Source organism: Streptomyces sp. NPDC004539, assembly GCF_040610055.1.
In the GTDB taxonomy this organism is placed as follows: Bacteria; Actinomycetota; Actinomycetes; order Streptomycetales; family Streptomycetaceae; genus Streptomyces.
This window is the reverse complement of record NZ_JBEXLS010000014.1, coordinates 185,292-209,276: the sequence shown is the minus strand read 5'-3', so window position 1 is coordinate 209,276 and position 23,985 is coordinate 185,292. Positions and strand designations below refer to the sequence as shown.

The following is a 23,985-nucleotide window of genomic DNA, read 5'->3' as shown; positions in this document are numbered from 1 at the left end:
GTACAGCACGCCCCCTGCCCCACCTCCCACAGGAACCACCCATGAAGATCGCCGTCCTGGGCGCCACCGGAAACATCGGCACCCACCTCCTCGAACAGGCCCTCTCCGGCGGGCACGAAGTCGTCGCCCACGTCCGCCGCGCCGACGCCCTCGCCCCACGGGCCGGGCTGACGGTCGTCCAGGGAGCCCTGGACGACGAGGCCGGCCTCACCAAGGCGTTCGCCGGTGCCGACGCCGTCGTCTCCTGCGTCGGCGTCCCCCTGCGCGCGAAGAAGCCGGTCGACCTGATGCAGCGCGTCCTGCCGGTCATCACCCGCGCGGCACACGCCGCCGGCGTCCAGCGCTTCGTCCTCGTCTCGGCGTTCGGCGTCGGCGACACGGCGCACAAGGCGTCCCTCCCGGCCCGGCTCGTCTACCGCACGGTCGTCGCCCCCATCTTCCGCGACAAGGCACTCGCGGAGGAGATCCTCCCCGCGACCGGCCTGCACTGGACGACCGCCTACCCGGTCAACCTCAAGGAGGCACCGGCCACGGGCTCCGCCACCGTCAAACCCCTCGACCAGGTCGGCAAGGTCCCGGGCCTGCCCACTCTGCCGTTCGCGGACGCCGCGTCCGCCCTTCTCGGACTGGCGGCTTCCGGGGATCTGTCGGGGCAGCGGGTGCTGATCACGACGGAGAAGGGGTGGAGGCCCGCGCATCACGCCTGAGGCTCAGTGGCCGAACACTCTCAGTGCCTCGTGGACGAATCCCCGGTACGTCCTCGTCCTCGTGTCCAGGTGCTGGCCGCCCGCCAGGATGAGGTTGTGCTGGTAGAAGCCGCCCACGCGCAGGTCGTCCGGCAGGTACTTCGCCGAGAACACCCGGCGCACGATCGCCTCGTCGCTGAGGCCCGCCTTGCGGTACGCGGCGATCGACGCCTCGACCGCCGCCTCGCTCTGCGCTGTGGGGTCGTCGATGTGGGCGGGGTCGTCCGAGCCGAGGATCAGGTCGAGGGCCTTGTCCTGCTTGCCGTTCACGAGGCGTGAGTAGCGGAACGCGACGACGGGGTGCGCCGAGGCGAGCCGGCCGTCGGGAGGCAGCGGATAGTCCAGCAGGTGATAGTTGGCGGCGTCGGGGAAGACGGTCATGCCTCGCAGGATCTTGCCGCCGGGCAGGTAGTCGCGCGGGCGCTCGCGCCAGCGGCCGATCACGACGACCTTGACGTTCCCCTGGAGCAGCTTGGGGATGACGTCCTTGCCCAGCAGCAGCCGGTGGTTGGTCGCGTCGCGCGGGAACTCGTTGGTGTAGACGGTCTCGAACAGCACGAGGCCGCCGATCTTCCCGAGGTTGTTGCCGGCGCTGGTGAAGGCGTTGCCGCCCGCCTGGCTGTAGGCCATCACCACCGGCTTGTCGACGGCGAGGGTGTCGGCGTCCAGGGCCGTGCCATGGGTGTAGACGGTCGCGACGGCGCCGGCGGTCAGGTCGTCGAGTCCGGGTTTCAGGAGGACGCCGCCCTCGCCGCCGTTCATCACCGGCAGCAGCAGGACGTACTTCTCGTCGTGGACCGCCCGTTCGAAACCGAACGGGACGTCCCAGTACTGGGGTTCGGGGTCCTTGTCGGGGAGGTAGGACAGGACGCCGCGGAAGTGGTGCAGGGGTCCGGGCAGTGCGGCCGGGTCGCCGCGGAACGTCTTGCGCAGGGCGATGTAAGGGCCGAGGAGCTTCGCGTACCGGTCGTCCGTCAGCGGCTCGGTCAGCACCCTCGTGAGGATCTCCAGCCCCGACTGGATGTAGTTGCCCGGGTTGGCGGCGGAGACACGATGCCGTGCGGCCCGCAGTCCGGCCAGGCTGTTCTCGTAGTCGATCGCGCCGTAGTCGGCGGGCATGATCATGATGGCCGGTTTGATCCGGGGAAGGCGGTACGTGCTGGCGGGGACGACCGCGTACCAGACCAGCGGGTGGCCGCCCAGGCTCGCCAGGGCCCGGATCGTGCGGTCGGTGCCGCGCAGGAGGTTCAGGGTCTGCGCCCAGGCCGAGCGGCCGTGCAGGGCGTTGTAGAGGTCGGTGATGTCGACGAACCGCACGTTCAGCCCGACCGTGGAGCCGGTGACGTCCAGCAGCGGGTGGAGCGCCGGAATCCCCTTCGGGCGGCCGAGGGCGTCGTACGCCGGGCCCTTGCGCCAGCCGAGCGGGACGAGCCTGCCGTCCGGCGTGACCGTGAACTCCTGCTGGACACGGAGCAACGGGTAGGCCGTGCCGTCCACTTCGACGCTCGCGTCGATCACCAGGCGCAGCCAGCCGGCGTCTGGCGCGAGGTCGACGGTGAACCCGGCGGGCCCCACGGGCACCGGCACGGGCTGCCCCGCACCGGCGCCCCGGGCGCGCGTCTCGACGGTGGCGGTCCACTTCCGCAGCAGGAAGTGGGTCCACAGCGGTACGGCGGGGTTGGCGTTGACGACGGTCAGCCGCACGGCGTCACCGGGCCCGCGCGCACGCCGCCGCCGTCACAACTGCCGTCCCGTCCTGGGGTCGTAGGTGACCTCGACGGCCACCACCTGGTCGGTGGGGAGGACTTCGGTCCACTGGTCGAAGATCTGGTAGGGGTCGGCGGGACGGAAGCCGCCGTCCAGGGGGTCGAAGCCGGTCTCGAAGACCCTCTCGGCGGCGAGGGTACGGGTGATGTCGGTGTTGCGGGCCTGGAGTTCGGCGGCGAGCGCCTGGAGGACCCAGCCGATCGACTTGCCCTGCCAGTCGGCCGGGTCGCCGGTCTGCCAGGCGTAGTCCTTGTCGAGGGCGGCGTCGCCTTCGACGTGGGCACTGGACAGCCAGCCCAGGGCGTCGAGTTCGTGGCCGGGGCGGACCGGCAGTACGGCCTTGACCCAGGAGGCGTTGAGGAACTCGTTGCGCCGCTCGTCTCCGTCGGCCTGGATCAGCCAGCCCAGGGAGCTGCCGGTGGGGGCGGGCGGGGTGTTCTCGGTGATGAGGTAGTCGACCCGGTACTCCAGCTCGTCCGGGGGCGTCGAGGTGGTGGCGTGCGGCGGGTTGACCGCGCCGGTGTGGCTGAAGCGGCTGGTGACCGTGGCGCCGCCGACGGGATCGGCGGCGGTGGCCTCCCAGTCGTGCGGCGGCACCGGGTAACGGCCCGCGGAGTCGGCCGTCGGCCATGCGGCGGGGGTGCCGGGCGGGTCCGTGGTGGGCGCCGGGCGCCAGTAGTCCGGCTCGACGAAGTACAGCATCTGGTCGACGTCGAACATCCCGCGGATCAGTTCCGCCGACAGGTGCCGCTTCTCGTCCTGGCCCTGGAACAGGTCGAGTTGGCCGATCAGATCGGTGAAGACGCTGTGCCGCTCCTCTTTGCGGAGGTCCTCGGGGTCCCGCTGCCTGACCTTGGTGATCAGGTCGAGCCGGTCGTGCACCGCCTGCGCGTACGCCGCGCGCTGCACCTTGGCCACCTCGCGCTCGTACACGGCGAGTTCGGCGAGGTACTGCTGGAGTGCGGGGTCCTGCTCCGGGGGCGGCGGCTCCCAGACGAGCGCGACGGTGAACGCGATGTACGGGCCGCCCCCGAAGTGCACGTTGGTGCAGTTGATCCGGAACCGGCCGGAGGTGGCGTCCAGGACCTCGTAGCCGGCCAGGAACTTGGCGACCTGGCCGCCGCTGGTCGTCGCGGAGACCTTGCGGATCTCGTTGCCGGCCGCCGTGCTGAGTTTCCAGCCCGGTCCGGGCGGCGGCGCGGAGTACTCGAAGTGGGCGACGACGTACTCGTCCTCCTCGCCCCGCCACAGCCGGTCCCAGCCGTCCTGCTTGTACCAGTCGGCGTCCTGGTGCGGGGCGTTCTTGCTGTCCGTGGTCCGCTGGATCGGGTAGTTGTCCGAGTACGTGACGCGTGCCTGGGCGAGGGGCGGGGGTTTGACCGGCTGCTTGAGGGAGGTCAGGTCCGGGGCGGGCACCACGTGCACGAGTTCGCCGAGGCCCAGTGCGCGGCCCGGGTCGCCGACGAACACCTGCCAGCTCAGCTGGGTGCCGATGTGCTGGAGCTGGACCCCGACCTTGCGCATCTTGCGGCGCAGTTCGTAGTTGACGAGTTTGTCGGTGGTGTTCTGGACGACGTACCGGCGGCTCGATGTGTCGGTGGTCTCGGTGACCGTCTTGAAGGTGGTCTTGAAGTTCCGGGTGATCTCGCTGCTGGCCTTGGAGCTCTGGGTCCGGGAGTGCTTGTGGCTGACCTCGGATGACGTGTTCGTGGTGTTCTTGGTGCTGTAGCTGGCGCTGACGTCGGCGTGCACGATGCCGACGTAGTTGGCGCTCGCGTTCGAGGTGACGCCCAGGGAGGTCTCGTTGGCGTTGGACTCCTTGACCGCGTCGGCGAGGTCGGTCTGGTCGGTCAGCGCCTCCTCGGTCTTCTGGGTGGACGTCTCGGACTGCTCGGCGGTCCGCTCGACGAGGGTGCGCCGGGTGGAGGTCTCCACGACCTCGACGGTGCCGCCCGGACTGAGCCACAGGTGGCCGACCGGGGCGCCGAGGAAGGTGTCGAACTCGAAGAAGTACTCGCGGAAGAGGTTGACGAGGCCGACCGGCGACAGGATGCCGTCCGTCGGCGGCCGGTTGCCCCACACCGCCAGCGGGGCCAGCGGCGCCAGGGGTCCTTCGCCGAGCGTGAGCCGCCCCGGGCCGTCCCCGGCCGGTGCCCTCTTCGGCAGCGGTGCGCCGAGCGCTTCGGCGGCCCGCGCGGTGGAGGCGTGGCCGAGCCAGCCCGGCAGCGGCTGGTAGACGCCGAACAGTTCGCTCGCGTACGGGACCGTGCCCGCGAAGTCGCCGACCGGGCGGCCCGGACCGGGGCCGGGCGCCGGGGCGGGGGCCGGGAGTGTGCCAACGTTGTCGCTCGGCCCAGAAGCACTGGTCGCGAAGGGTTTCACCGACCAGGGCCGGCCCGCCTGGGACTGCGTGACGAGCATCAGTTCGCGGTTCCGCTGGGCCTGCGGGGCGACGAAGGAGACGGTCTGGGCGCCCGTGCCGCTCACCGCGCGCCCCACGTACTGGCGGCTGATCCCGTCGTCGCCTTCCAGGAAGGTACCGGTCAGCGCCGGCACTCCGGGGAACAGCGCGGGGTCACGGACATCCGCGTCCACGGGCAACGCCAGTGCGACCCGCTGCCCCGGCAGCAGTTCGGCGGGAGAGGTCGGTTGGATCGTGTACGACCAGACGTACAGCCAGGACCCGGACCCGGGTGTGGTGAGAGGGACTCGGCCCGTGAAGGTGACGACGAGTGTCATGACGTTTTCTCCCCGCTCGTCCGTCGCGGCCGATTACTCCACAAATCGGCCGTACATGAGAAGGAAGGCTAAGCGGGTCGAGAATTCCGCTACGGATCTCGCCTGAACCTTTGTGCTCACTTGGCCTCCCGTTCGAGACCGTCGACGGGGCTTCGCGCACGACCGAACAGGTATCCGCCGCTACCCGGAGTTCTCGTCCTCGGGACGCGGGTCCTCGCCGGACAGCAGCAGATGCAGCATCCGCTCGTCCTGCGTGGACAGTTCGGAGACGAAGCGGGCCAGTACGGCACGGCGGTCGGGGCTGGCCTCCAGCAGGGACCGCATGCGGTCGGCGGTGTGGGACGCCTCGTCGCGTGCGGGTTCGTAGGCGTAGCCGCGGCCCTCGGGGTGGCGGACGAGCATGCCCTTGTCGTACTCCGCGCGGCGCCACCTCGCTGCGGATCGCCGTCGGGTGCTGGGGTGTGCTGGTGGGGCTGTCCCGGGTCCATCTCGGCGTGCACTGGTTCAGCGACGTCATCGGGGGCTGGCTGTTCGCGACCGGGTGGCTCGGCGGGTGCCTGTACGCGGCGGCCCGGTGGCTGCCCGCCCCGTTCGTCCCGGACCTGTCCGGCACACCCGAAAACCAGGCGGAGGACCATGCGCCACAAGATCCTGGTCGTCGAGGACGATCACGCCCTGCGTGACGTGCTGCGGCGTGGACTGGCGGACGAGGACTTCGCCCCGGTGCTCGCCGCGGACGGCGCGACCGCGCTGCGGCTGGCCACCGGCGACGTCGCCGCGGTCGTCCTGGACGTCGGGCTGCCGGACGCGGACGGCCGGGACGTCTGCCAGGCGCTGCGCGCGGGCGGCTTCACCGCTCCGATCGTCTTCCTGACGGCACGCCATGACATCACCGACCGCCTGTCCGGGTTCTCCGCCGGCGGGGACGACTACCTGCCCAAGCCGTTCCATCTCGCCGAGCTCGTCGCCCGGCTGCGGGTCGCGCTCAGGCGTGCCGGGGCCACGGCCCCGGCCACGGCCGGTGATCTGGTGCTGGACCCGACCCGGCACACCGCGCGCGTCGGCGACGTCCACGTCGATCTCTCCCCCACGGAGTTCCGTCTGCTGGCCGCGCTCGCGGCGGCGGGCGGCACCCTCGTCTCCCGCCGCGAGCTGGCCAGGGCCGCCTGGCCGGACGGCGCGCAGGTCAGCGAGAACACGCTCGACCAGTACCTGACCCGGCTGCGCCGCAAACTGCGCGAGGTCGGCAGCGGTCTGACCCTGACGACCGCGCGCGGTGTCGGACACCGGCTGGCATGAAGCACCCCATGCACCCCCTGCGCCTCCCACGCCTGCCGGCGCCCCGCACGCTGCGCGGCCGGCTCTCGCTCGTGGCGCTGTCGACCGCCGCGCTCCTGATGACCGCGCTGACCGTCGCCTTCAACACCGTCACGGACCACCGCCTCCAGCACCAGGCGGACGACGAACTGCGCAACCGCGCCGCCGCCGTCGCCACCACCGTCGACACCAGCGGCCCCGAGGTACGGGTCCTGGAAACGGTCAACGACAGCCTGCTCGACGCGAACGTGTGGATCTACGCCGGTCCACGGCTGCTGGAGAAGCCCCCGTCCACCACCGACGACAGCGCCCTGACCCGCGCCGCCGACCGGCTCGCCGCCCGGGGCGGGGCGGCCTGCACGACCGTACGGACGACGAACCCCCGCTTCGTCCGCCTGTGTTCGCGGCCCGTGTCCCGCCGGCCCGGCACCGCCACCGTCGTCACGGCCGTCGACCTCGCGCCCTACCGCAACTCCGCGGACACCCTGCTGCTGGGCTCGCTCGTCCTGGACGCCGTCATGCTCGCCTGCACGTACGTGCTGACGCGGCTGGCCGTCGGGCGGGCGCTGCGTCCCGTGCGCGCCATGACCGACCAGGCCACCCGGTGGAGCGCCGTCGGCTCCGGCCAGCGTTTCGGCACCGCCGGCCAGCCGGCCGAACTCGCCCGCCTGGGCACCTCGTTGGACGCGCTGCTGGACCGTATCCGCACGGTGCTGCGCCACGAGCGGCAGCTGACCGGCGAGCTGTCCCACGAACTGCGCACCCCGCTCACCCGGATCGTCGTCGAGCTCGACTGGTGGCGGACCCGCCCCCGCTCCCCCGCCGAGACCCGCGCCACCCACGAGGTGATCGCGGAGGCCGCCCGGTCCATGAGCGTCATCTGCGAAACGCTCCTGGACGACGCCCGGGACCGGGCGCGCGGCAGCGGCGCGGCGGTCGGCGCCACCGCCGTCGCTCCCGTCCTGCGCCGGCTGGCCGAGACCCCCGTCCCACGTGAGCGGGTGACGACCGCAGTGGACGTGCCGGACGCGGATCTGGCGGCGGGCGTCGCTCCCGCCCTGCTCGAACGCATCGTCAGCCCGCTGCTGGCCAACGCCCTCCGCCACGCCCGCACCACGGTGACCGTGAGCGCGCGGCGGCGGCCCGGCGGCGGCCACGTCACGGTCACCGTCACGGACGACGGGCCCGGCGTTCCGGAGGGGTTCCTCGGCGACCTGTTCCAGCCCGGCCGCCGCGCCGACCCGGCCGACGGGCACGACGGCGCGGGCCTGGGCCTGCCGCTCGCCCGGCGCCTGGCCCGCGCCGTCGGCGGAGAGGTCTCCCACGACGCCGGGCACACCCCGGGAGCACGCTTCGTGATCGACCTGCCGGCCGGGTGAGCGGGCGCGCGCCCGTTCAGGCCGTGCGCTGGGCTTCCGTCACGTCCTTGCGGGTCACCGAGAGGTACACGACGAGACCGAGGACGACCGTGAGGAACAGCGCGCTGGTGACGACGGTCCCGAGGCCCAGGCCGCCGTCACCGGTCGGCTGGGAGAGGTAGTCGCCGACGGACGCGCCCAGCGGACGGGTGAGGACGTAGGCGATCCAGAAGCTCCACACCGCGTCGAGGCCGAGCTTGAGGTGGGCGAGGGTGACCGCCGCGATGGCGAGGGCGAACAGCACGGCGGAGAGCGGGTAGCCGAGGTCCAGGCGCTCGGAGACCAGGTCGCCGGCGGCGGTGCCGAGGGCGAAGGTGAACAGGACCGCCAGCCAGTAGTAGGACTCGCGGCTCACGGTGTCGACGTGGTGGATGGACAGGGTCCGCTCGCGCCGGTACCAGACCGTGAAGACGGCGGTGGTGATCGCCAACGGCACGCCCAGGTTGTCGGTGAGGTTGTCGCTGACCAGCGTGCCGACGACGCTGATCAGGGCGACGGCGAGCCAGTACACGCCCGCCCGGTAGGCGGCGGTGCGGAACTGCACGGCCAGGACGACGGCCAGCAGGGCACTCATCAGCACCGACACCCCGGTCAGACCGAGCCCGGCCTTCTCGTCGAGCAGGTCGGCGGCGGTCTCGCCGACCGTCGTGCACAGCACCTTGATGACCCAGAAGTAGACGGTGACTTCGGGCACCTTGTTCCAGCCCGCCGCCTGTCCGTCGGCCGCGGTGGCCGCCGGGGTCTGTGAGGTCTCGTATGTCATGAGGCCCGACCGTGCCACGGCACACCTGAACGCATCCTGACCGCCGTACGGCACCGGCGTGCGCACGCCTAGGCTGCGGGCGTGAACTACACCGAACTCGAAGCGGACCTGCTCCGGTTGATCGACGAAGCCCCCGAGAGCGGCATTCGTGCCTTCGCGCGGGAGACGGTCACCCGCCTCGTACGGCCGGAACTCCTCGACGGCGCGGCCGACGGCGAACTCACCGAAGCGGCCCTGGCCGCCCTGACGTCCGCCTGCGCGAACGTCCTGACGATCACCGCCGCCGAACTGAACGACGCGCTCGCGACGGTCGCCGCCGGCATCCTGGTCGAGGACGATCTCGACCTCGGAGTCCTCACCGCCGTCAACGCGTTGACGCACTGGCAGAACTACCTGGAGCGGCACCAGCGCGGCGAACTCCACGAACTCGCCATCCGGTCCGTCGAGGACATCGACTTCCAGGTCTCCGCCGACCTCGACGACATCCTCGCGACACCGGAGATGGCCGCCGAGTACGCGCGCATACGCCGCCTGCTTGCACCCGGCGCGGAAGAGGCAGTGCCGTCGTGAGCCGTCGCTGATGCCGCCGGAACGCCCTGCCTCGGGGTTCACAGCGCCGAGCGGCGGGCCAGCAGGCCCAGGACCAGCAGCCCCGGGAGCATCGGCAGCCAGCCGGTCAGGAGCCGGTAGCCGAGGACCGCGGAGACGGCGGTGTGCCCCGGCGCCCCCGAGGCGGTGAGCGCGAGGGCGAGGGCTGCGTCCAGTGATCCCAGGCCGCCGGGGGTGGGCAGCAGCGCCGCCGCGCCGCTCGCGACGAGGTAGGCCATGAGCACGTGGCTCGTGGACAGGCCGAGGCCGAGCGCGTGGACGACGGCGACCACCACCCCGGCGTGCAGCAGCGCGAACGCGACGGAGCCGCCCCACAGCGCGCAGGCCCGCGCCCGGGAGCGGTGCACGTCTCGCACGTCGGCCAGGGCCGAGACAGCCGCCTTCCTGAGCCGGCCGCTCACCACGACCGTCAGCGCGACGGCTGCCGCCGCCACCGGCACCAAGAGCATCACGTGCGGCACCCGCGCCGAGAGCCGGACCGTTCCCGGTGAGGCCACCAGCAGGGCCACGCCCAGCAGGCAGCGGACGGTGCCGCCGACGGCCGCCTTCACGGCCAGCGCCGTCGCCGAACGTCTCGTGGAGAGCCCGCACCGCTTCAGCGTGATCTAGCACAGAACCCCGGGCGTTCACGTCCGGGAGGAAGCGCTTCTTAACGCTGCTCTGACCTGTGCGGGTGCACGGTTCTGCACTGTTGACCTCAGCGGGGACGTTTCTGGTTCTCGATGTACTCCTTGATGACGGCGAGCGGGGCGCCCCCGCACGAGGCGGCGAAGTAGGACGGCAACCAGAAGTGCTCACCCCACAGGTACTTGCGGATGCGGCCGGGGAACTCCTGCCGCAGGCGCCGGGCGGAGACACTCTTGAGGGAGCCTACGAGTCGGGAGACGGCGACTTTGGGCGGGTAGTGCACGAGCAGGTGGACGTGATCGCGTTCGCCGTTGAACTCCCGCAGCTCCGCGCCGAAGCCGGCGCATACGTCGCGCATGACCTCTTCGCAGCGCCGAAGGATCTCGCCGGTGAATGGTCCGCGCCGGTACTTGGGGGTGAAGACCAAGTGAGCGTGGAGGGTGCGGACGACGCTACGGCCCCTGCGGATATCGGGATTCGGCTCCCAGCGTGGTGACACAGATCAACGCTACGATCACGTCCGTGAAGATCGTGACGCAGGTCAAACTCATGCCGGATGCCGTGCAGGCATCCGTGCTTGAGCGCACCCTGCGCACGGTCAACGACGCCGCGAACTGGGTGTCGGAGGTGGCGTTGGAGCACGGCGTGCCGCGCGAGTACGAGCTGCGTAAGCACACCTACGCCGAACTCAAAGCGCGGGGGCTGGGAGCGCAGGCCGCGCAACACGTCATCAAGAAGGTGCGCGACTCGTACACCACACTCAAGGCCAATATCCGGGCCGGGAACCTCGGCAAGGAAGGCTCTGAGCGTCGCCGTAAGGCCGAGTCCAAGCCGATCACCTTTCGCCCTGAGGCCGCCCAGCCGTATGACGACCGGTGCCTGAGCTGGCAGTACGACCAGCAGATCGTGTCCATCTGGACCGTGGACGGCCGGGTCAAGAACGTGCCGTTCGTGTGCTCCGCCAACGGGCTCAAGATGCTCCGGGCGCACCGGCAGGGCGAATCCGACCTGATCGAGCGCGGCGGAGTGTTCTACCTCGTCGCCACCTGTGACGTGCCCGAGGCCGAACAGTACGAGCCGGACGGATTCATCGGCGTGGACCTCGGCATCGAGAACATCGCCACCGCCTCCACCGGCTACCTCGCCGCCGGGCGAGGGCTCAACCGGTACCGCAAACGACAGCTTGCCCTGCGTGCCAAGCTCCAGAAGAAGCGGACCAAGAGCGCCAAACGGCGGCTGAAGGCACGTGCCCGCAAAGAAGCGCGCCACGCCGCGAACACCAACCACATCATCTCCAAGACGATCGTGACCGAGGCTGAACGCACCGGGCGCGGCCTGTCCCTCGAAGAACTGGGGGGCATCCGCAACCGGGTACGGCTCCGCAAGCCCCAACGGGTCGCACTCCACTCCTGGGCTTTCGCCCAGCTGGGATACTTCATCGTCTACAAGGCCAAGCGGGCCGGTGTTCCCCTGGTCCTCGTCGATCCCGCGTACACGTCGCAGACGTGCGCCGAGTGCGGCCACGTCGATAAACGCAACCGCGTCGACCAGGGGCTTTTCATCTGCCGGGGGTGCGGGGTAGTTGCCCACGCAGACCGGAATGCTTCCCACAACATCGCCACCCGTGGCGAGAGCGTGTGGAATGCGGGGCGTGAGTCACGCGTCCCTGCCACCCCATAACGGAGTGTCTGGACGGAGGAGTCCACCCCAGCAGCCAGCTGGGCACTACCTCCAAGCCCAGCCCTTCAGGGCCGGGTCAAGCTGACGCGCGGAGTGCCACCGCACGGATCATGACCGCAGAGCACGCCCTCGACGACCGTCCCCTCGACCCCGTACGCCGGGCGGCGAACAAGGTGCCGGAGGTGACCGTCTGCTTCTGGATCGTCAAGGTGCTGACGACCGGCACGGGAGAGACGGCGTCGGATCTGCTGGCCCGCGTGCTCGGGCCGGTGCCGGCGGTCGGGCTCGGCGCCCTCGGGCTGGTGGCCGCCCTGGCCGTGCAGTTCACCCTCCGCCGGTACGTGGCCTGGGCGTACTGGACCGCCGTCGTCATGGTCAGCGTCTTCGGCACCATGGCCGCCGACGTCCTGCACGTCGGCCTCGGCGTGCCGTACGCCGAGTCGACGCCCGCCTTCCTCGCCGTGCTGGCCGCGGTCTTCGTCCTCTGGTACGCGAGTGAGGGGACCCTGTCGATCCACACCGTCCGCACGCGCCGCCGCGAGGCGTTCTACTGGGCGGCCGTGCTCGCCACGTTCGCGCTCGGCACCGCGGCCGGTGACCTCACCGCCACCGCCGGCCTCGGTTACCTGGGCTCTGTCGTCCTCTTCGCGGCCGGCATCTGCGTCCCCGCCCTGGCCCACCGCTTCGGCACGCTCAACGCGGTGACCGCCTTCTGGACCGCGTACGTCGTCACCCGTCCCCTCGGCGCCTCCCTCGCCGACTGGATGGCCCTCGGGCAGGCCCGCGGCGGCCTCGGGCTCGGCCTTTCGCCGGTGACCTTCGCGTGGACGGCGGCGATCGTCGGGTTCGTCGGGTATCTGGCTGTGCCGAAGAGGGCGTGAGCGGATCTGTCGGCGGGGAGCCGTCCGCCAGGCGGGCGACCGGCGGAGCCGTGGGAGGCCCTCGGGTTCTTGTCGATCGCCAGGCCGGGCGACCGGCGGGGCCGCCCTCGGGTTCTTCCGCGACTGCGGCGGGGGGCGCCGGCGGCGGCGAAAGCCCTCGTCGCACCGGGATTCGGGCCGTCCGTATCCCAACCCATACGAACCACCCGGGCCTGGGCCTCGCGCGAGTGGTCCGTCCGCGTCGGGTCGGGTCGGGTCGGGTCGGGTCGGGTCGGGTCGGGTCGGGTCGGGTCGGGTCGCCGGGAACGCCGGTTGCCGGAACCGAGGTTCCCGGCGGGACGGCCGGTCACCTGTCGACGGCGTCGGTCACCCCGCTCCAGCCGTCCAGATCCGCGGTGCGGGCCTCCAGTGCGGCGCGCATACCGGTGGCGCTCGACGTGCCGAGGGCCAGGCGGAGCGGGGGGTTGGGGCTGTCGACGGCGGCGCGGATGCCTTCGGCGATGCGGGACGCGGCGGAGAAGGCGGACGGGGGAAGTTCCCCGATGCCCTTCTGGACCTCGCGGACGGTGCGGTCGTAGTCGTCGAGGCCGGCCGTGACGTCGAGGTTGTCCAGGAAGGAGGTCGCGGTCAGGCCGGGCTGGACGATCGTGACCTTGACGCCGAGCGGGGCGACCTCGGCCGCCAGCGCGTCCGACAGCCCCTCGACCGCGTACTTGGTCGCGGCCAGCAGGCCGACGCCGGGGTGGGCGGACTGCCCGTAGACCGAGGAGCCCTGGAGGACGTGCCCGGACCGCTGGGCGCGGAGCACGGGCAGCGTCGCGCGGAGCACGTTCAGCACGCCGAAGACGTTGGTGTCGAACACGGCGCGGGCCTGCGCGTCGGAGGCTTCCTCGACGGCGCCGAAGAGCCCGTAACCGGCGTTGTTGGCGACCACGTCGATGCGGCCGAACCGCACGATCGTGCGCTCCACCGCCTCCTTGACGGCCCGCTCGTCCCGTACGTCCGCCCGGACGACGAGCAGGCGGTCGCCGTACGCCTCGGTCAGTTCGTCGAGGGAGGCGGTGTCGCGGGCGAGCGCCGCGACGGCTTCGCCGTTCGCCAGGGCCTGGAGGGTCAGCTCGCGGCCGATGCCGGACGTGGCGCCGGTGATGAGCCAGGTGCGGGGGGTGGTGGTCTGCTGGTTCGTCGCTTCATTCATGTTGCGACCGTAAGCGGTTAGCTCGCAACACGTCAAGCGAGTCACCGCCGAGCGTTACTTGCTAGATGACTTAGCAAATCGCATCGCTGATGTAGGGTGGGCCGATGAGCAGTGGTACGGCGGGAGCCGCGAAACCCAGCCCTCGCGCGGTCGCACCGGTGGTGGGCACCGTGCTGGCGTTCGTGAACACGCGCGCGGACGGAGGGGGCAGACAGGAGCTGTTCGGCGACGGCGAGGCGTTCGCGGCGTGGCTCGCGGAGCACGAGGAGTTCGGCGGCGAGGGCGAGTTCGGCGGTAAGACCGTCGCCACGGACGCCGACGCCGCCGCCGCGCGCGAGCTGCGCGACGCCCTGGTGACCCTGCTGCTCGCCCACTCCGACGACGAGGAGGGCCGGGGCGAGCCGCTCCGCCAGGCCGAGCAGCACCTCCGCCGCGCCGGCGCCCTCTACCCGCTCGCGACGGTCGTCACGGCCGGCGGCGTCGAGCTGGCGTCCCCGCAGGCGGGAGTGGCGCGGGTGTTCGGGACCGTCCTGGCCGCCGTGACGACCTTCGCCCAGACCGGCGACTGGGAGCGCATCAAAGCCTGCCGCAACCCCCCGTGCCACTTCGGCTTCTTCGACCGCACCCGCAACGGGTCGGGGCTGTATTGCAGCACCGGCTGCGGGTCGCAGGTGTCGATGCGCAACTACCGGCGCCGGCAACGCGAGGAGACCGGCCAATAAATTTACACTCTTACATCTGAGTGTTAAATTTGTAGCCATGCCGAAGGTTCAGTCTTCCCAGGTCGTGCTCGACAGCGCCTACCGCTGCTTCTGCCGCAACGGTTTCCGCCGCACGACGATCTCCGACATCGTCGAGGAGGCGCAGCTCTCGCGCCCGACCGTCTATAAGTACGCCGGCACCAAGGACGAGGCGTTCGCCAAGGTCGTCCGGGTGAGGCTGGAGCAGGCCGCCACGGCGGCCGGGGAGGCGGCGGACGCCGCACGCTCGCCCGAGGCGAAGGTGCTGGGCGTGCTCACGGTGAAGCTGGAGGTCGCGATCCGGCTCTGGGACGACAGCCCCGCGCACGCCTACGAACTCCTCGCCGCGGCCTCGGCCCACACACCCGACCTGGTCGCCGCCTACACCGACCACCTGGCGCGGCTGCTGGCCTCCGCCCTGGACGAGGCCGCCCCGGACGCAGCGCGCCAAGCCGCCGACGTCCTGCTCACCTTCACCCGTGGCCTGGAGGACGACCTGCGCGACACCGAAGCGGCCCGCCTCGGCCTGAGAACCGGTGTCCGCATGATCACCAGCGGAGCGCTGAGCCGCCCCGTGATCCTCCCCGCCTGACCCGCCCCCGCAGGAAGGCTCCCGCCATGAACACCACCTCCACCCCCCTCCAATACCGCGACCAGCAGGCATGGCGCGACCTCCAACAGTTCCTGCCCACCCGGCTACGCCTCACCGACGACACGGCGCCCGAGGAGGAGTTCTGGGACTGGCACGGACACCGCGTCCACCTCGACCGCTACCGCAACCCCGACGCGAAGGCCAAGGTCGTCCTGCACCACGGCGTCGGCACCAACGGCCGTCAGATGTCCCTCATTCTCGGCGCGCCGCTCGCCCAGCGCGGCTTCGAGACCATCGCCCTGGACAACCTCGGGTACGGCCTCACCCAGGTCAAGCCGGGCACGACGCCCTCCTACGACGACTGGGTCGACCTCGTCGTCGACTTCCTCGCCCACGAGCGGTCGCGTGACGACCGTCCCCTCGTCCTCTACGGACTGAGCGCCGGCGGCATGCTCACCTACCACGTCGCCACCAAGGCCCCTCGCGGGACTCTCGCCGGGATCGTCGGCATGACCTTCCTCGACCAGCGCGTCCAGCAGGTCCGCGACGAGACCGCCCACGACCGGCTCACCTCGCGCGCCGGAGTCCCGCTCATGAGCCTGCTGGCGAAGACCCCGCTCGCCAAGGTGAGGTATCCTATGAGACTGGCCAGCAAGATGTCTGCGCTCGCCAACGACCCGGGCGCCATGAGGGTCTTCATGGCGGACCGCACATCAGCCGCGAACCGGGTCAGCGTCCGTTTCCTGGACAGCTACATGAACTACACCCCCGCCGTCGAGCCGACCGCGTTCGACGCCTGCCCCGTCCTCCTCACCCAGCCCGCCGAAGACCGCTGGAGCCCCCACCACCTCAGCCTCCCGGTCCTCTCCCCCATCACCAAAGTCCCCGTCGACACCGTCACCCTCGACAACGCCGGCCACTACCCCCTCGAAGAACCCGGCCTCCAGCAGATGCAGGACGCCATCGCCGCCTTCGTCACCCAGCACACCACCTGACCCCAGCGGGTCTGAACTCAAGCCCGGCCGAGGTCGATCTCCACGGCAAAGGGCACCGCAGCCTTGACGACCCCGGTGAACACGTCGCCGTCCCGGTAGGTCCTGGTCGCGGGGTCGAGCACGTACGTGTACACGAGCGGGACACCGGTCACACTCTGCTCGACCCTCCAGTAGAAGGCGATGGCCGCCTTGGCGTACTGGTCCGCCTTCACGACCCGGTCGGTCGTCTCCGACCCGGGTGAGACCACCTCCACCACCAGCAGTACGTGCTCGGGGCGGGTGGGGGTGATGTCGATCGTGTCCGCGCGGTACACCACCACGTCCGGGCGGCGGTTGGTGAGCGGGATGCCCTGAAGGCGGACGTCGAAGTCCGTATCAGCGTTCCAGTCCGGTCCGCCTGCGGCCTCCAGGGCGTTGGCCAGCAGGCGGGCCAGGCGATTGTGGCGCTTGGACGGACGGGGATTCACGACGACCATCCCGTCCACGATCTCGATCCCCGCACACCGTTCCTCGGGCCAGGAGTCGTACTGTTCCGCCGCGATCTGCTCGTGCATCCACGCTGGGGTTGTCATCCCGGCAGTCATGACACGCCTCCAGATCACCCCACGCGGGCGCGATCCCGCAGGGCTCAGCGTAGTTGTCACGTCTTCCGCATCAAGGTCCGGATGACGCCCGGCCGATAGCTCTTCCTCCACGACCGCCCAGGAGCGGCTCTCGCGGGCTGTCGGGGACGGCCACGGAAGCCGATCCCTCCGCGCAGAAGCCCTTGGGCCCCGTACGCGTCACACCGCCGCGTGCACACGGCCTTGATCGACGCCCGGCCGACCACCGCCTTGCCAGGACATGGCCCGATAGGTTGGTGAACAGCCTGCGGCCGGAGAGGAGTTGAGTGACCGTGGACCTCCCTACGCCGCGTCCACACCCCGGCAGTCCTCGGGGCGCCGCAGAGCGAATCGAGGCGTCTACCAGCCTACGGGCCGAGATCATCGGAGGCAGCCTCGTGACGTCCCCCATCGCATGCGGCAAGCACGCGGGCACCGTCCGTCGGCTGCGAGTGCAGATCGAATCGCGGCTGCCAGCCGGCCTCGCTCCGTACGCGATGTCCTCGGTAGCCATGCCGGAGGACCCGGACGACTACGCCACGCCTGATCTGACGGTCCTCCCGGTGTAGTGGGACGAGGACGACGCCTGGCTCGCGGACCCCGCTGACGTCGCTCTGGCGGTCGAGGTGATCTCTCAGTCCGAGAAGGCGAAGGACATCACGGACAAGAACGGCTGGTACGCGCGTGCCGGGGTCGCCGTGCTGCTGGTTCTGGACCCCCCGTACCGGGCGATGGACGCTGCACAGCAGGCCCAAGGACGGCGAATACCACGGGTTGGTGCACGGGGTGTACGGGGAGACGGTCGAGTTGCCCGCGCCCCTGCCGTCCCCGGTGGACACCGGTGTCCTGCCGCGCTACGGCCACTGACACGGGTTCACCCTGTACGGCGGGCCCCTCGGTTGCAGACACGGCAGACGGCTTCCGGGGCGGCGCCGTCCTCGGGGGACGGAAGCCGGGGACGGGATCGCCGTAGATGAGGCGGAAGCTCTCCGTGCAGACGTCGCCGATCAGCGCAGTGACCAGGCCGTCGCGGGTGGCGCAGTAGCCGTAGATGGCGTTGGCCGTCATGCCCATCGGAGTCATCGGGGCCACGGGCGGCACCGACAGCCGCGTCGTCACCGAAGCCCTCGAACGGGGCCACCACGTCACGGCGTTCAGCCGAGACGCCTCACGGATCGACGACGGCCGCGAGAACCTCGCCTGGAAGAGCCTCGACATCCTCGACCCCGCCAGTGGCGACCGACGCCGCTGCCGCCCGCGGCGTCAAGCTGGTTCGACCGCACCCGCAACGGGTCGGGACTGTATTGCAGCACCGCCTGCGGCTCCCAGGTATCGATGCGCAACTACCGGCGCCAGCAGCGCGAGGAGACCGGGCCGACGCCCGAGGCGTGAGTCCGAACCCTCACCCGCGCCATCGCACCACCCCTCCCCCGCCCGCGACGGCGCCCTGAAACATGGCCTCGACAGGCTTGCACAAAATGCTGTGCACATGGAATTGTGCATGTGTGGCAGAACCAAGACTGCGAAGAGAGATCGCCGATCTGGCCGCCCTGAAGACGCTCAGCCATCCAAGGCGGTACCAGATCTTCCAGCAGCTCTCGCTGCTCGGCTCGGCGACGTCGGCGATGCTTGCGCGAGAGCTCGACCTCAACACCGGTGCGACCAGTTATCACCTGCGTGAACTGGCGCGGTACGGGTTCATCGAAGAGGTCGCCAAGGACACGCGGGTGCACGGGCGGGAGCGGTGGTGGCGGGTGGTCCCCGTCGATCTGCGGTTCCCGGAACGGAGCCGGCAGAACGCGGAGATCCGCCCCGTCATCGACGAGATGAACCGCCGCGCCTACGCGGCGGACATCGAGTTGTTCGAGCAGTTGCAGCGGCGGAGCGACGATCTCGCCGAATGGGCGGACGCCTTCCTCCACTCGCGGGGTTCGATGCAGCTGACCCTCGACGAACTGCGCTCCTTCTTCGAGGAGTACATCGCTCTGATCAACCGCTACAAGCGGACCGGTGACGACGTTCCGCCCGGTGCGCGGACCGTACTGACCCGCTTCTTCGCGCTCCCGGCACCAGATCCGGAGCAGGCCGTGTCCGAGCCCATGTCAGAGAGGAACGAGAGTCCATGAGGATCAGAGGCAGGGGCAGGTCGAGCGAGCGCGGGAACATGATCGGCCAGGCGGTGCGGCTCGATGGTGTCACCAAGACCTACGGCCGCGGAGGCCAGGCCGTCACCGCGTTGAACAACGTGTCCGTCGAGATCCCGCGCGGGACCTTCACCGCGGTCATGGGCCCGTCGGGCTCGGGGAAGAGCACCTTTCTGCACTGCGCCGCGGGTCTCGACCAACCCACCTCCGGTGCCGTCAGAATCGCGGACGAAGAGCTGACGGGCATGGACGAGACGGCCCTGACGCACTTACGCCGCCGCCGGGTGGGGTTCGTGTTCCAGGCGTTCAACCTCGTGCCCGCGCTCACGGTCCGGCAGAACATCACCCTGCCGCTGCGGCTCGCAGGAGCACGCACCGACCGGCGCTGGCTCGACGAGATCGTCCAGCGGGTGGGCCTCACGGGGCGGGTCGACCACCGCCCGTCACAGCTGTCCGGTGGGCAGCAGCAGCGGGTCGCCATCGCACGGGCTCTCATCACGCGGCCCGACGTCATCTTCGGTGACGAACCGACCGGCGCGCTGGACACCGTCACGGCCAAGGAGATCCTGACGCTGCTGCGGGCCTGTGTCGACGAAGCCGGGCAGACCGTCGTGCTGGTGACTCATGACCCCGTGGCGGCCTCGTACTCGCACCGGGTGCTGTTCCTCGCCGACGGGCGGATCGTCGACCACACGGATCGCCCGACGGCGGACCAGATCGCCGAACGCATGACGCATCTGGGGGCGTGGTCCTCATGATCCGTTACGCCTTCAGCACACTGCGGTACCGCAAGGCGGGGTTCGTCGGGGCCTTCCTCGCGCTGCTGTGCGCGGCGGCCCTCATCACCGCCTGCGGCACACTGCTGGTGACGGGGCTGACCGGCAAGATCAAGACGGAACGCTACGCGGCGGCCTCGATCCTGGTGGCCGGGGACCAGAACGTCCACTCGGTGAAGGTGAAGGAGAAGAACGGCAAGAAGAAGGTCAAGCACAAGGCCAAGCCGCTGGACGAGCGGGTCTGGCTGCCGGCCGGTCTGACCGCGAAGGTCGCCGCCGTCCCCGGCGTCGGCAAGGTGGTGCCGGAGCTGGAGTTCCCCGCCTATGTCGTCACCCGGGAGGGCCGGATCGTCTCCGGGCCGGACGACGAGATGTCGCTCGGGCACTCCTGGGAGTCGGCCGCGCTGACGCCGTTCGCGCTGACCGACGGCACCGCCCCGACGTCCGCGGATCAGGTCGTGCTCGACCGGGACCTCGCGGCGCGGGCCGGCCTCAAGGTCGGTGACGAGGTGACCGCGCAGGCCACCGGGGCGCCGACCGTCTACCGGGTGTCCGGTGTCGCCGCCGCCGAGGGCGGTGATCTGCGGGAGCAGTCGTCGCTGTTCTTCTCCGGGCAGGAGGCCGAGCGGCTCAGCGGACGTCCGGAGCAGGTGGCCGTCATCGGAGTGATTCCCGACCGGGGCGCCGATCAGGAGAAGCTGAAGAGCGCCGTCGCCGACGCGCTAGACGGCACCACCGCCCAGGTCCACGGCGCCGACGACCGAGGAGCCGTGGAGTTCCTCGGGGCGAGCAAGGCACGGGTACAGCTGATCAGCATGGGGGGGTGCCATCGCGGCGGTCTCGCTGCTGGTGGCGGTCCTGGTGGTGGTCGGCACCTTCGCGCTCTCCATCCAGCAGCGGTTCCGGGAGCTCGCGCTCCTGCGTGCCGTCGCCGCCACGCCTCGGCAGGTCCGTGGGCTGATCGGCCGGGAGGCGGCCGTCATCGGCCTGGTCGCGGGTGGTGTCGGCGCGGTCGCCGGGCTTCCGATCGCCATCTGGCTGCACGGCAAGTTCGTGGACTTCGGGACGATTCCCGACGCGCTCGGGCTGACCCTCAGTCCGTATCCGATGCTCGCGGCGGTGGCGGTCACCGTGCTGGGCGCCTGGGCGGCGGCCCGGGTGTCGGCCAGGAGGGTGGCGCAGATCCGTCCGGCCGAGGCGCTGTCAGAAGCCGCGATGGAGACCCCGCCCTTCGTCGCCAAACGGCTCGTGCCGGGCATGATCTTCCTGGTCGTCGGGGTGGTGCTGCTGTTCGTGCTGAGCATCCTGCACACGGAGCCCGCCTCGGCGCCCGTCACCTATCTGTGCGTGATCATGCTCTCCGCGTCGGTGGCGCTGCTGGGACCGGTCATCGCACGGGCCGGGATCGCGGCCCTGGGCACACCGCTCAGGCTCTCGCGGATCAGTGGATATCTGGCGATGGCCAACAGCCGCACCAATCTGCGGCGGTTCTCCAGCGCGCTCACTCCGCTGACCCTGCTGGTGGGCATGACCTGCACCATCGTGTTCGTCCAGTCGACGCTGGGGCACGCCTCCCAGAGCCAGGCCCGGGACGGCAGCCTGGCGGACTACACCATCGCCTCGTCCGGGCCGGGAGTACCGGGGCAGGCGGCGGACAAGGTCCGTGACCTGTCCGGGGTGAGCGGTGTGACCGAGGTCGTGCGCAGCACGGTCCGGGTGGGCCTGGACAAGTTCCAGATCCAGGGGGTCACCCCTCAGGGTCTGGACAAGACCATGGACCCCGGGGTCGTGTCGGGGTCCTTGAAGGACCTGGGCGAAAAGACGATGGCCGTCAGCGAGGTCGCCGAAGGTCTGGTCGGCGGCGTCGGGAGCAAGGTCACGGTCACCATGGGCGACGGCACTCGGGTGCCGGTCACGGTGGTCGCGGTGTACGACCGCGGTCTGGGCTTCGGCGACCTCACCATGGCTCATGACCTGGTGGCCGCGCATGTCGACAACCCGCTCAGCTCGGCGGTGCTCGTACGGACCGACCGGGCGAGGGCGGACCTGGCCTCGGCGGTGAGCGGCTTCCCGGGCGTACGGGTGCTCGACGGGGACCAGGTCGACTCGCTCCGGGCCGACCAGCAGCAGTCCAACGCGGCGGTCAACTTCGTGGCGATGGGGCTGATCATCGCCTTCACGGCCATCGCGGTGGTCAACACCCTGGCCATGTCCATCACCGGCCGCACCCGTGAGTTCGCCCTGCTGCGGCTGGTGGGCACCACGCGGAGGCAGGTGCTGCGGATGCTGCGCCTGGAGTCCCTCGTGGTCGTGCTGCTCGCGGTCGTGGTGGGTACGGCGATCTCGGTGGCCACGCTCACCGCCTTCGCCATCGGCATGACCGGGAGCGCGGCTCCCTACCTCTCCGCGATCGTCTACGCGGGCATCGTGGGCATCGCCGCCTGCCTCGCCCTCGCGGCCACCATGCTCTCGGCCCGCGTCTCCCTCTCCGGCAAGCCGGCCGACGTGATCGGCGCCAGGGAGTAGTCCCGCCGCCCTGTTCGAGGTTGCCCCGCCCTGGAATCTGATGCCGGTATCCGCCCGCGCGGGTGAGTCAGCGGTCCTTCGGCATGATGTCCGACGAGCGGATGAGCCGGGCCAGTTCCTCGTGGAAGAGTTTCTCCGGGCTGAGGGTCTGGTGCTGGAGGTGGCCGTAGCTCTCCAGGGACACCAGGCCGTGCAGGCGGCTCCAGCTGCGCGGGGCGAGGGCGGCGGCGGTCTCGGGGAGCCGGACGCCGAGCCGGGGTACCCGCAGGCCGCGTACGGCTTCGTCGCCGGGCCCGGACGGGGGCAGGGACGGGGACTCGGCCCGCACGGCGTTCCCCTGCACCAGGCGTTCCCTTGCACTCGGCGATCCGCTTCACTGGGCGACCCGCCGTGTACGGCGCATCGCCCACCCCAGCAGCCCGGCGGAGACGAGCGTGAGGACGCCCCCGGAAACGGTCACCGCCTCCCGGAACTGACCGGTCTGCCCGGCGCTCCAGTGCCGATCCGTGACGTCCCCCGCGAACAGCACGGCGAGCACGGTGCCGACGACGGCGACGCCGACCGCGGCGGTGACCTCGGCGGCGGTGTCGATGAGGGCCGCGCCGGTGGAGGTGCGGTCGGCGGGCAGGCCGTTGAGGACGTTGACGCCGGCGGCGGCGCCGACGACGCGCATCCCGGCGGCGACGAACACCAGCGAGAGCGCGACCCAGGGATAGCCCAGGCGGCCGGTGAGGGTGTAGACGGCGAGCCCGGCCACGACCGACCCGGCGCTCATCCAGGCGGCCCGGTCGATGCCGACCCGCTGGACGAACCGGTGCACGAACGGCCCCCCGGCGATCAGCACGACGACCTGCGGCAGCATGCCCAGCGAGGCGAGCGCGGGCGGCCACCCCCAGTCGAGCTGCAACTGGAGCGTGACGAGGTAGGCGAGCCCGGCGTTGGCGAGCCCGGCCGCCGCCTTGTACGCGAGTCCGCCGGACACCTGGGGCCGGGCGACGAGCGAGAGGTCGAGCAGCGGATGCCGGACCGTCCGCTCGCGCACGACGAACAGGACCCCGGCGAGGACGGCCCCGGCGACCGCCGCCCAGGGCGCCCACGACCGTGCGCCGGTGGCCACGAACAGGGTCGGCGCGACGAGGGTGAGGACGACCGTCGCCGTACCGAGCACTCCCCCGGGCAGGTCGGCGGGCGCGCGGTGCAGGCCGGCGGGGTCGTCGGCGGGTACGCCGGTCCGGATGCCGGCGATCGCGAGCGCCACGATCGGTACGTTCACCAGCAGCAGGACCTGCCAGGGGGCGAAGGAGAGGACGAGGCCGCCGACGGTGGGGCCGATCGCGAGGCCGACCATGCCGACGGTCGAGATCAGCGTGATCGCGCGGACCCGCAGGCCCTCGTCCTCGAACAGCCGGAAGGCCATCGCCATGGTGCCCGGCGTGGTCATGGCCGCCGCGAGACCCATCACGGCGCGGACGGCGATCAGCTCGCCGGTGCTGGTGACGGCGGCCGTCGCGAGGCTCGCGGCGCCGAGCAGGACGAGTCCGGCGATCATCACGCGGCGCCGGCCGAGCCGGTCGGCGAGGACACCGAACACCAGCATGAGGCCGCCGAAGACGACGGAGTAGCCGTTCGTCACCCATTGCAGGGCGATGGTCGGGGCGTCCAGTTCGCGGCCGATGGTGGGCAGCGCGACGTTGAGGACGGTGTTGCTCATCATCTCGAACAGGAAGACCGCCGAGAGGCCCACGAGGGCCGTCCGCGCCTCGCGCAGGGAGCGGAAAGGCCGGGAGAGCGGGTGGTCCCGGGTGGTGGTGCCTGGGGATGCCATGAGGGCTCCTCTCCGAAGGGTTCGGCGCGGACCGGAGCCC

General features: G+C 71.0%; 23 protein-coding genes and 4 pseudogenes. 17 read left to right on the top strand and 10 right to left on the bottom strand.

The window, feature by feature from the left end:
• Window positions 1–41: 41 nt before the first annotated feature.
• Window positions 42–707, top strand: a complete 666-nt coding sequence (locus ABZX85_RS27990; RefSeq protein ID WP_355874049.1) for an NAD(P)-binding oxidoreductase — start codon at window positions 42–44, stop codon at window positions 705–707.
• Between the two features lie 3 nt (window positions 708–710).
• Here the strand turns inward: ABZX85_RS27990 and ABZX85_RS27985 are convergent, their stop codons facing one another.
• The 3 genes from ABZX85_RS27985 to ABZX85_RS27975 form a co-directional block, all read right to left on the bottom strand.
• Window positions 711–2,450: a hypothetical protein gene (locus ABZX85_RS27985; RefSeq protein ID WP_355874046.1), complete on the bottom strand. Its 1,740-nt coding sequence runs from the start codon at window positions 2,448–2,450 to the stop codon at window positions 711–713.
• Window positions 2,451–2,483: 33 nt separating this feature from the next.
• On the bottom strand, window positions 2,484–5,252 hold the full coding sequence (locus tag ABZX85_RS27980; protein ID WP_355874044.1) for a hypothetical protein: 2,769 nt from the start codon (window positions 5,250–5,252) through the stop codon (window positions 2,484–2,486).
• Window positions 5,253–5,432: 180 nt separating this feature from the next.
• Complete coding sequence (locus ABZX85_RS27975) at window positions 5,433–5,654, bottom strand: hypothetical protein (protein WP_355874041.1); 222 nt, start codon at window positions 5,652–5,654, stop codon at window positions 5,433–5,435.
• Between the two features lie 8 nt (window positions 5,655–5,662).
• Between ABZX85_RS27975 and ABZX85_RS27970 the strand changes: the two are divergent.
• From ABZX85_RS27970 to ABZX85_RS27960, 3 genes and pseudogenes are all read left to right on the top strand, one after another.
• Window positions 5,663–5,935: pseudogene (locus ABZX85_RS27970) on the top strand (phosphatase PAP2 family protein); the annotation flags it as partial.
• Complete coding sequence (locus ABZX85_RS27965) at window positions 5,889–6,551, top strand: response regulator transcription factor (RefSeq protein WP_355874038.1); 663 nt, start codon at window positions 5,889–5,891, stop codon at window positions 6,549–6,551. The pseudogene ABZX85_RS27970 and the gene ABZX85_RS27965, both read left to right, overlap by 47 nt.
• Window positions 6,548–7,948 (top strand): HAMP domain-containing sensor histidine kinase, encoded by a 1,401-nt coding sequence (locus tag ABZX85_RS27960; RefSeq protein ID WP_355874035.1) that lies wholly within the window; start codon window positions 6,548–6,550, stop codon window positions 7,946–7,948. Before ABZX85_RS27965 ends, ABZX85_RS27960 begins: the two co-directional genes overlap by 4 nt.
• Before the next feature lie 16 nt (window positions 7,949–7,964).
• On the opposite strand, the gene ABZX85_RS27955 is transcribed toward ABZX85_RS27960, so the two are convergent.
• Window positions 7,965–8,750: a hypothetical protein gene (locus tag ABZX85_RS27955; RefSeq protein WP_355874032.1), complete on the bottom strand. Its 786-nt coding sequence runs from the start codon at window positions 8,748–8,750 to the stop codon at window positions 7,965–7,967.
• A gap of 81 nt (window positions 8,751–8,831) precedes the next feature.
• On the opposite strand from ABZX85_RS27955, the gene ABZX85_RS27950 reads away from it, so the two are divergent.
• Window positions 8,832–9,320, top strand: coding sequence for a hypothetical protein (locus ABZX85_RS27950; RefSeq protein ID WP_355874029.1), 489 nt, complete (start codon window positions 8,832–8,834; stop codon window positions 9,318–9,320).
• A gap of 38 nt (window positions 9,321–9,358) precedes the next feature.
• Here the strand turns inward: ABZX85_RS27950 and ABZX85_RS27945 are convergent, their stop codons facing one another.
• Window positions 9,359–9,958 (bottom strand): lysylphosphatidylglycerol synthase domain-containing protein, encoded by a 600-nt coding sequence (locus ABZX85_RS27945; protein WP_355874172.1) that lies wholly within the window; start codon window positions 9,956–9,958, stop codon window positions 9,359–9,361.
• A gap of 98 nt (window positions 9,959–10,056) precedes the next feature.
• On the bottom strand, window positions 10,057–10,485 hold the full coding sequence (tnpA, locus tag ABZX85_RS27940) for an IS200/IS605 family transposase (RefSeq protein WP_355874027.1): 429 nt from the start codon (window positions 10,483–10,485) through the stop codon (window positions 10,057–10,059).
• Window positions 10,486–10,535: 50 nt separating this feature from the next.
• Between tnpA and ABZX85_RS27935 the strand changes: the two genes are divergently transcribed.
• Both ABZX85_RS27935 and ABZX85_RS27930 read left to right on the top strand, forming a co-directional pair.
• Window positions 10,536–11,666 (top strand): transposase, encoded by a 1,131-nt coding sequence (locus ABZX85_RS27935; RefSeq protein ID WP_355874169.1) that lies wholly within the window; start codon window positions 10,536–10,538, stop codon window positions 11,664–11,666.
• Between the two features lie 110 nt (window positions 11,667–11,776).
• Window positions 11,777–12,547, top strand: coding sequence for a hypothetical protein (locus ABZX85_RS27930; RefSeq protein ID WP_355874024.1), 771 nt, complete (start codon window positions 11,777–11,779; stop codon window positions 12,545–12,547).
• 346 nt (window positions 12,548–12,893) lie between these two features.
• Here the strand turns inward: ABZX85_RS27930 and ABZX85_RS27925 are convergent, their stop codons facing one another.
• Window positions 12,894–13,745, bottom strand: coding sequence for an SDR family NAD(P)-dependent oxidoreductase (locus ABZX85_RS27925; RefSeq protein ID WP_355874021.1), 852 nt, complete (start codon window positions 13,743–13,745; stop codon window positions 12,894–12,896).
• 104 nt (window positions 13,746–13,849) lie between these two features.
• Between ABZX85_RS27925 and ABZX85_RS27920 the strand changes: the two genes are divergently transcribed.
• Genes ABZX85_RS27920 through ABZX85_RS27910 form a run of 3 tightly spaced genes read left to right on the top strand, consistent with a single transcriptional unit; the run spans window position 13,850 to window position 16,072 of the window.
• Window positions 13,850–14,467: a CGNR zinc finger domain-containing protein gene (locus ABZX85_RS27920; RefSeq protein ID WP_355874019.1), complete on the top strand. Its 618-nt coding sequence runs from the start codon at window positions 13,850–13,852 to the stop codon at window positions 14,465–14,467.
• 37 nt (window positions 14,468–14,504) lie between these two features.
• Window positions 14,505–15,077, top strand: a complete 573-nt coding sequence (locus ABZX85_RS27915) for a helix-turn-helix domain-containing protein (protein ID WP_355874016.1) — start codon at window positions 14,505–14,507, stop codon at window positions 15,075–15,077.
• Between the two features lie 26 nt (window positions 15,078–15,103).
• Entirely contained in the window at window positions 15,104–16,072 is a 969-nt protein-coding gene (locus ABZX85_RS27910; protein WP_355874013.1) for an alpha/beta hydrolase, read from the top strand.
• A 17-nt stretch (window positions 16,073–16,089) separates the two neighbouring features.
• Here ABZX85_RS27910 and ABZX85_RS27905 read toward each other — a convergent pair whose 3' ends face one another.
• Complete coding sequence (locus ABZX85_RS27905; RefSeq protein WP_355874010.1) at window positions 16,090–16,656, bottom strand: Uma2 family endonuclease; 567 nt, start codon at window positions 16,654–16,656, stop codon at window positions 16,090–16,092.
• A 416-nt stretch (window positions 16,657–17,072) separates the two neighbouring features.
• Between ABZX85_RS27905 and ABZX85_RS27900 the strand changes: the two genes are divergently transcribed.
• From ABZX85_RS27900 to ABZX85_RS27870, 7 genes and pseudogenes are all read left to right on the top strand, one after another.
• Complete coding sequence (locus ABZX85_RS27900; RefSeq protein WP_355874007.1) at window positions 17,073–17,243, top strand: hypothetical protein; 171 nt, start codon at window positions 17,073–17,075, stop codon at window positions 17,241–17,243.
• Window positions 17,244–17,300: 57 nt separating this feature from the next.
• Window positions 17,301–17,378 (top strand): annotated as a pseudogene (locus ABZX85_RS27895) (Uma2 family endonuclease); the annotation flags it as partial.
• A 347-nt stretch (window positions 17,379–17,725) separates the two neighbouring features.
• A pseudogene (locus ABZX85_RS27890) lies at window positions 17,726–17,893 on the top strand (NAD(P)H-binding protein); the annotation flags it as partial.
• On the top strand, window positions 17,875–18,066 hold the full coding sequence (locus ABZX85_RS27885; RefSeq protein ID WP_355874166.1) for a CGNR zinc finger domain-containing protein: 192 nt from the start codon (window positions 17,875–17,877) through the stop codon (window positions 18,064–18,066). The pseudogene ABZX85_RS27890 and the gene ABZX85_RS27885, both read left to right, overlap by 19 nt.
• Window positions 18,067–18,179: 113 nt before the next feature.
• Entirely contained in the window at window positions 18,180–18,800 is a 621-nt protein-coding gene (locus ABZX85_RS27880) for a helix-turn-helix domain-containing protein (protein ID WP_355874164.1), read from the top strand.
• A complete protein-coding gene (locus ABZX85_RS27875; protein ID WP_355874004.1) occupies window positions 18,797–19,576 on the top strand; it encodes an ABC transporter ATP-binding protein in 780 nt (259 codons plus the stop codon). The genes ABZX85_RS27880 and ABZX85_RS27875 overlap by 4 nt, the downstream gene beginning before the upstream one ends.
• Window positions 19,573–22,120, top strand: a pseudogene (locus tag ABZX85_RS27870) (FtsX-like permease family protein). Before ABZX85_RS27875 ends, ABZX85_RS27870 begins: the two are co-directional and overlap by 4 nt.
• 67 nt (window positions 22,121–22,187) lie before the next feature.
• Here ABZX85_RS27870 and ABZX85_RS27865 read toward each other — a convergent pair.
• Together ABZX85_RS27865 and ABZX85_RS27860 are read right to left on the bottom strand one after the other, a co-directional pair.
• On the bottom strand, window positions 22,188–22,463 hold the full coding sequence (locus tag ABZX85_RS27865; protein WP_355874002.1) for a TetR-like C-terminal domain-containing protein: 276 nt from the start codon (window positions 22,461–22,463) through the stop codon (window positions 22,188–22,190).
• Window positions 22,464–22,493: 30 nt separating this feature from the next.
• Window positions 22,494–23,945, bottom strand: a complete 1,452-nt coding sequence (locus ABZX85_RS27860; protein WP_355874000.1) for an MFS transporter — start codon at window positions 23,943–23,945, stop codon at window positions 22,494–22,496.
• Window positions 23,946–23,985 lie beyond the last annotated feature (40 nt).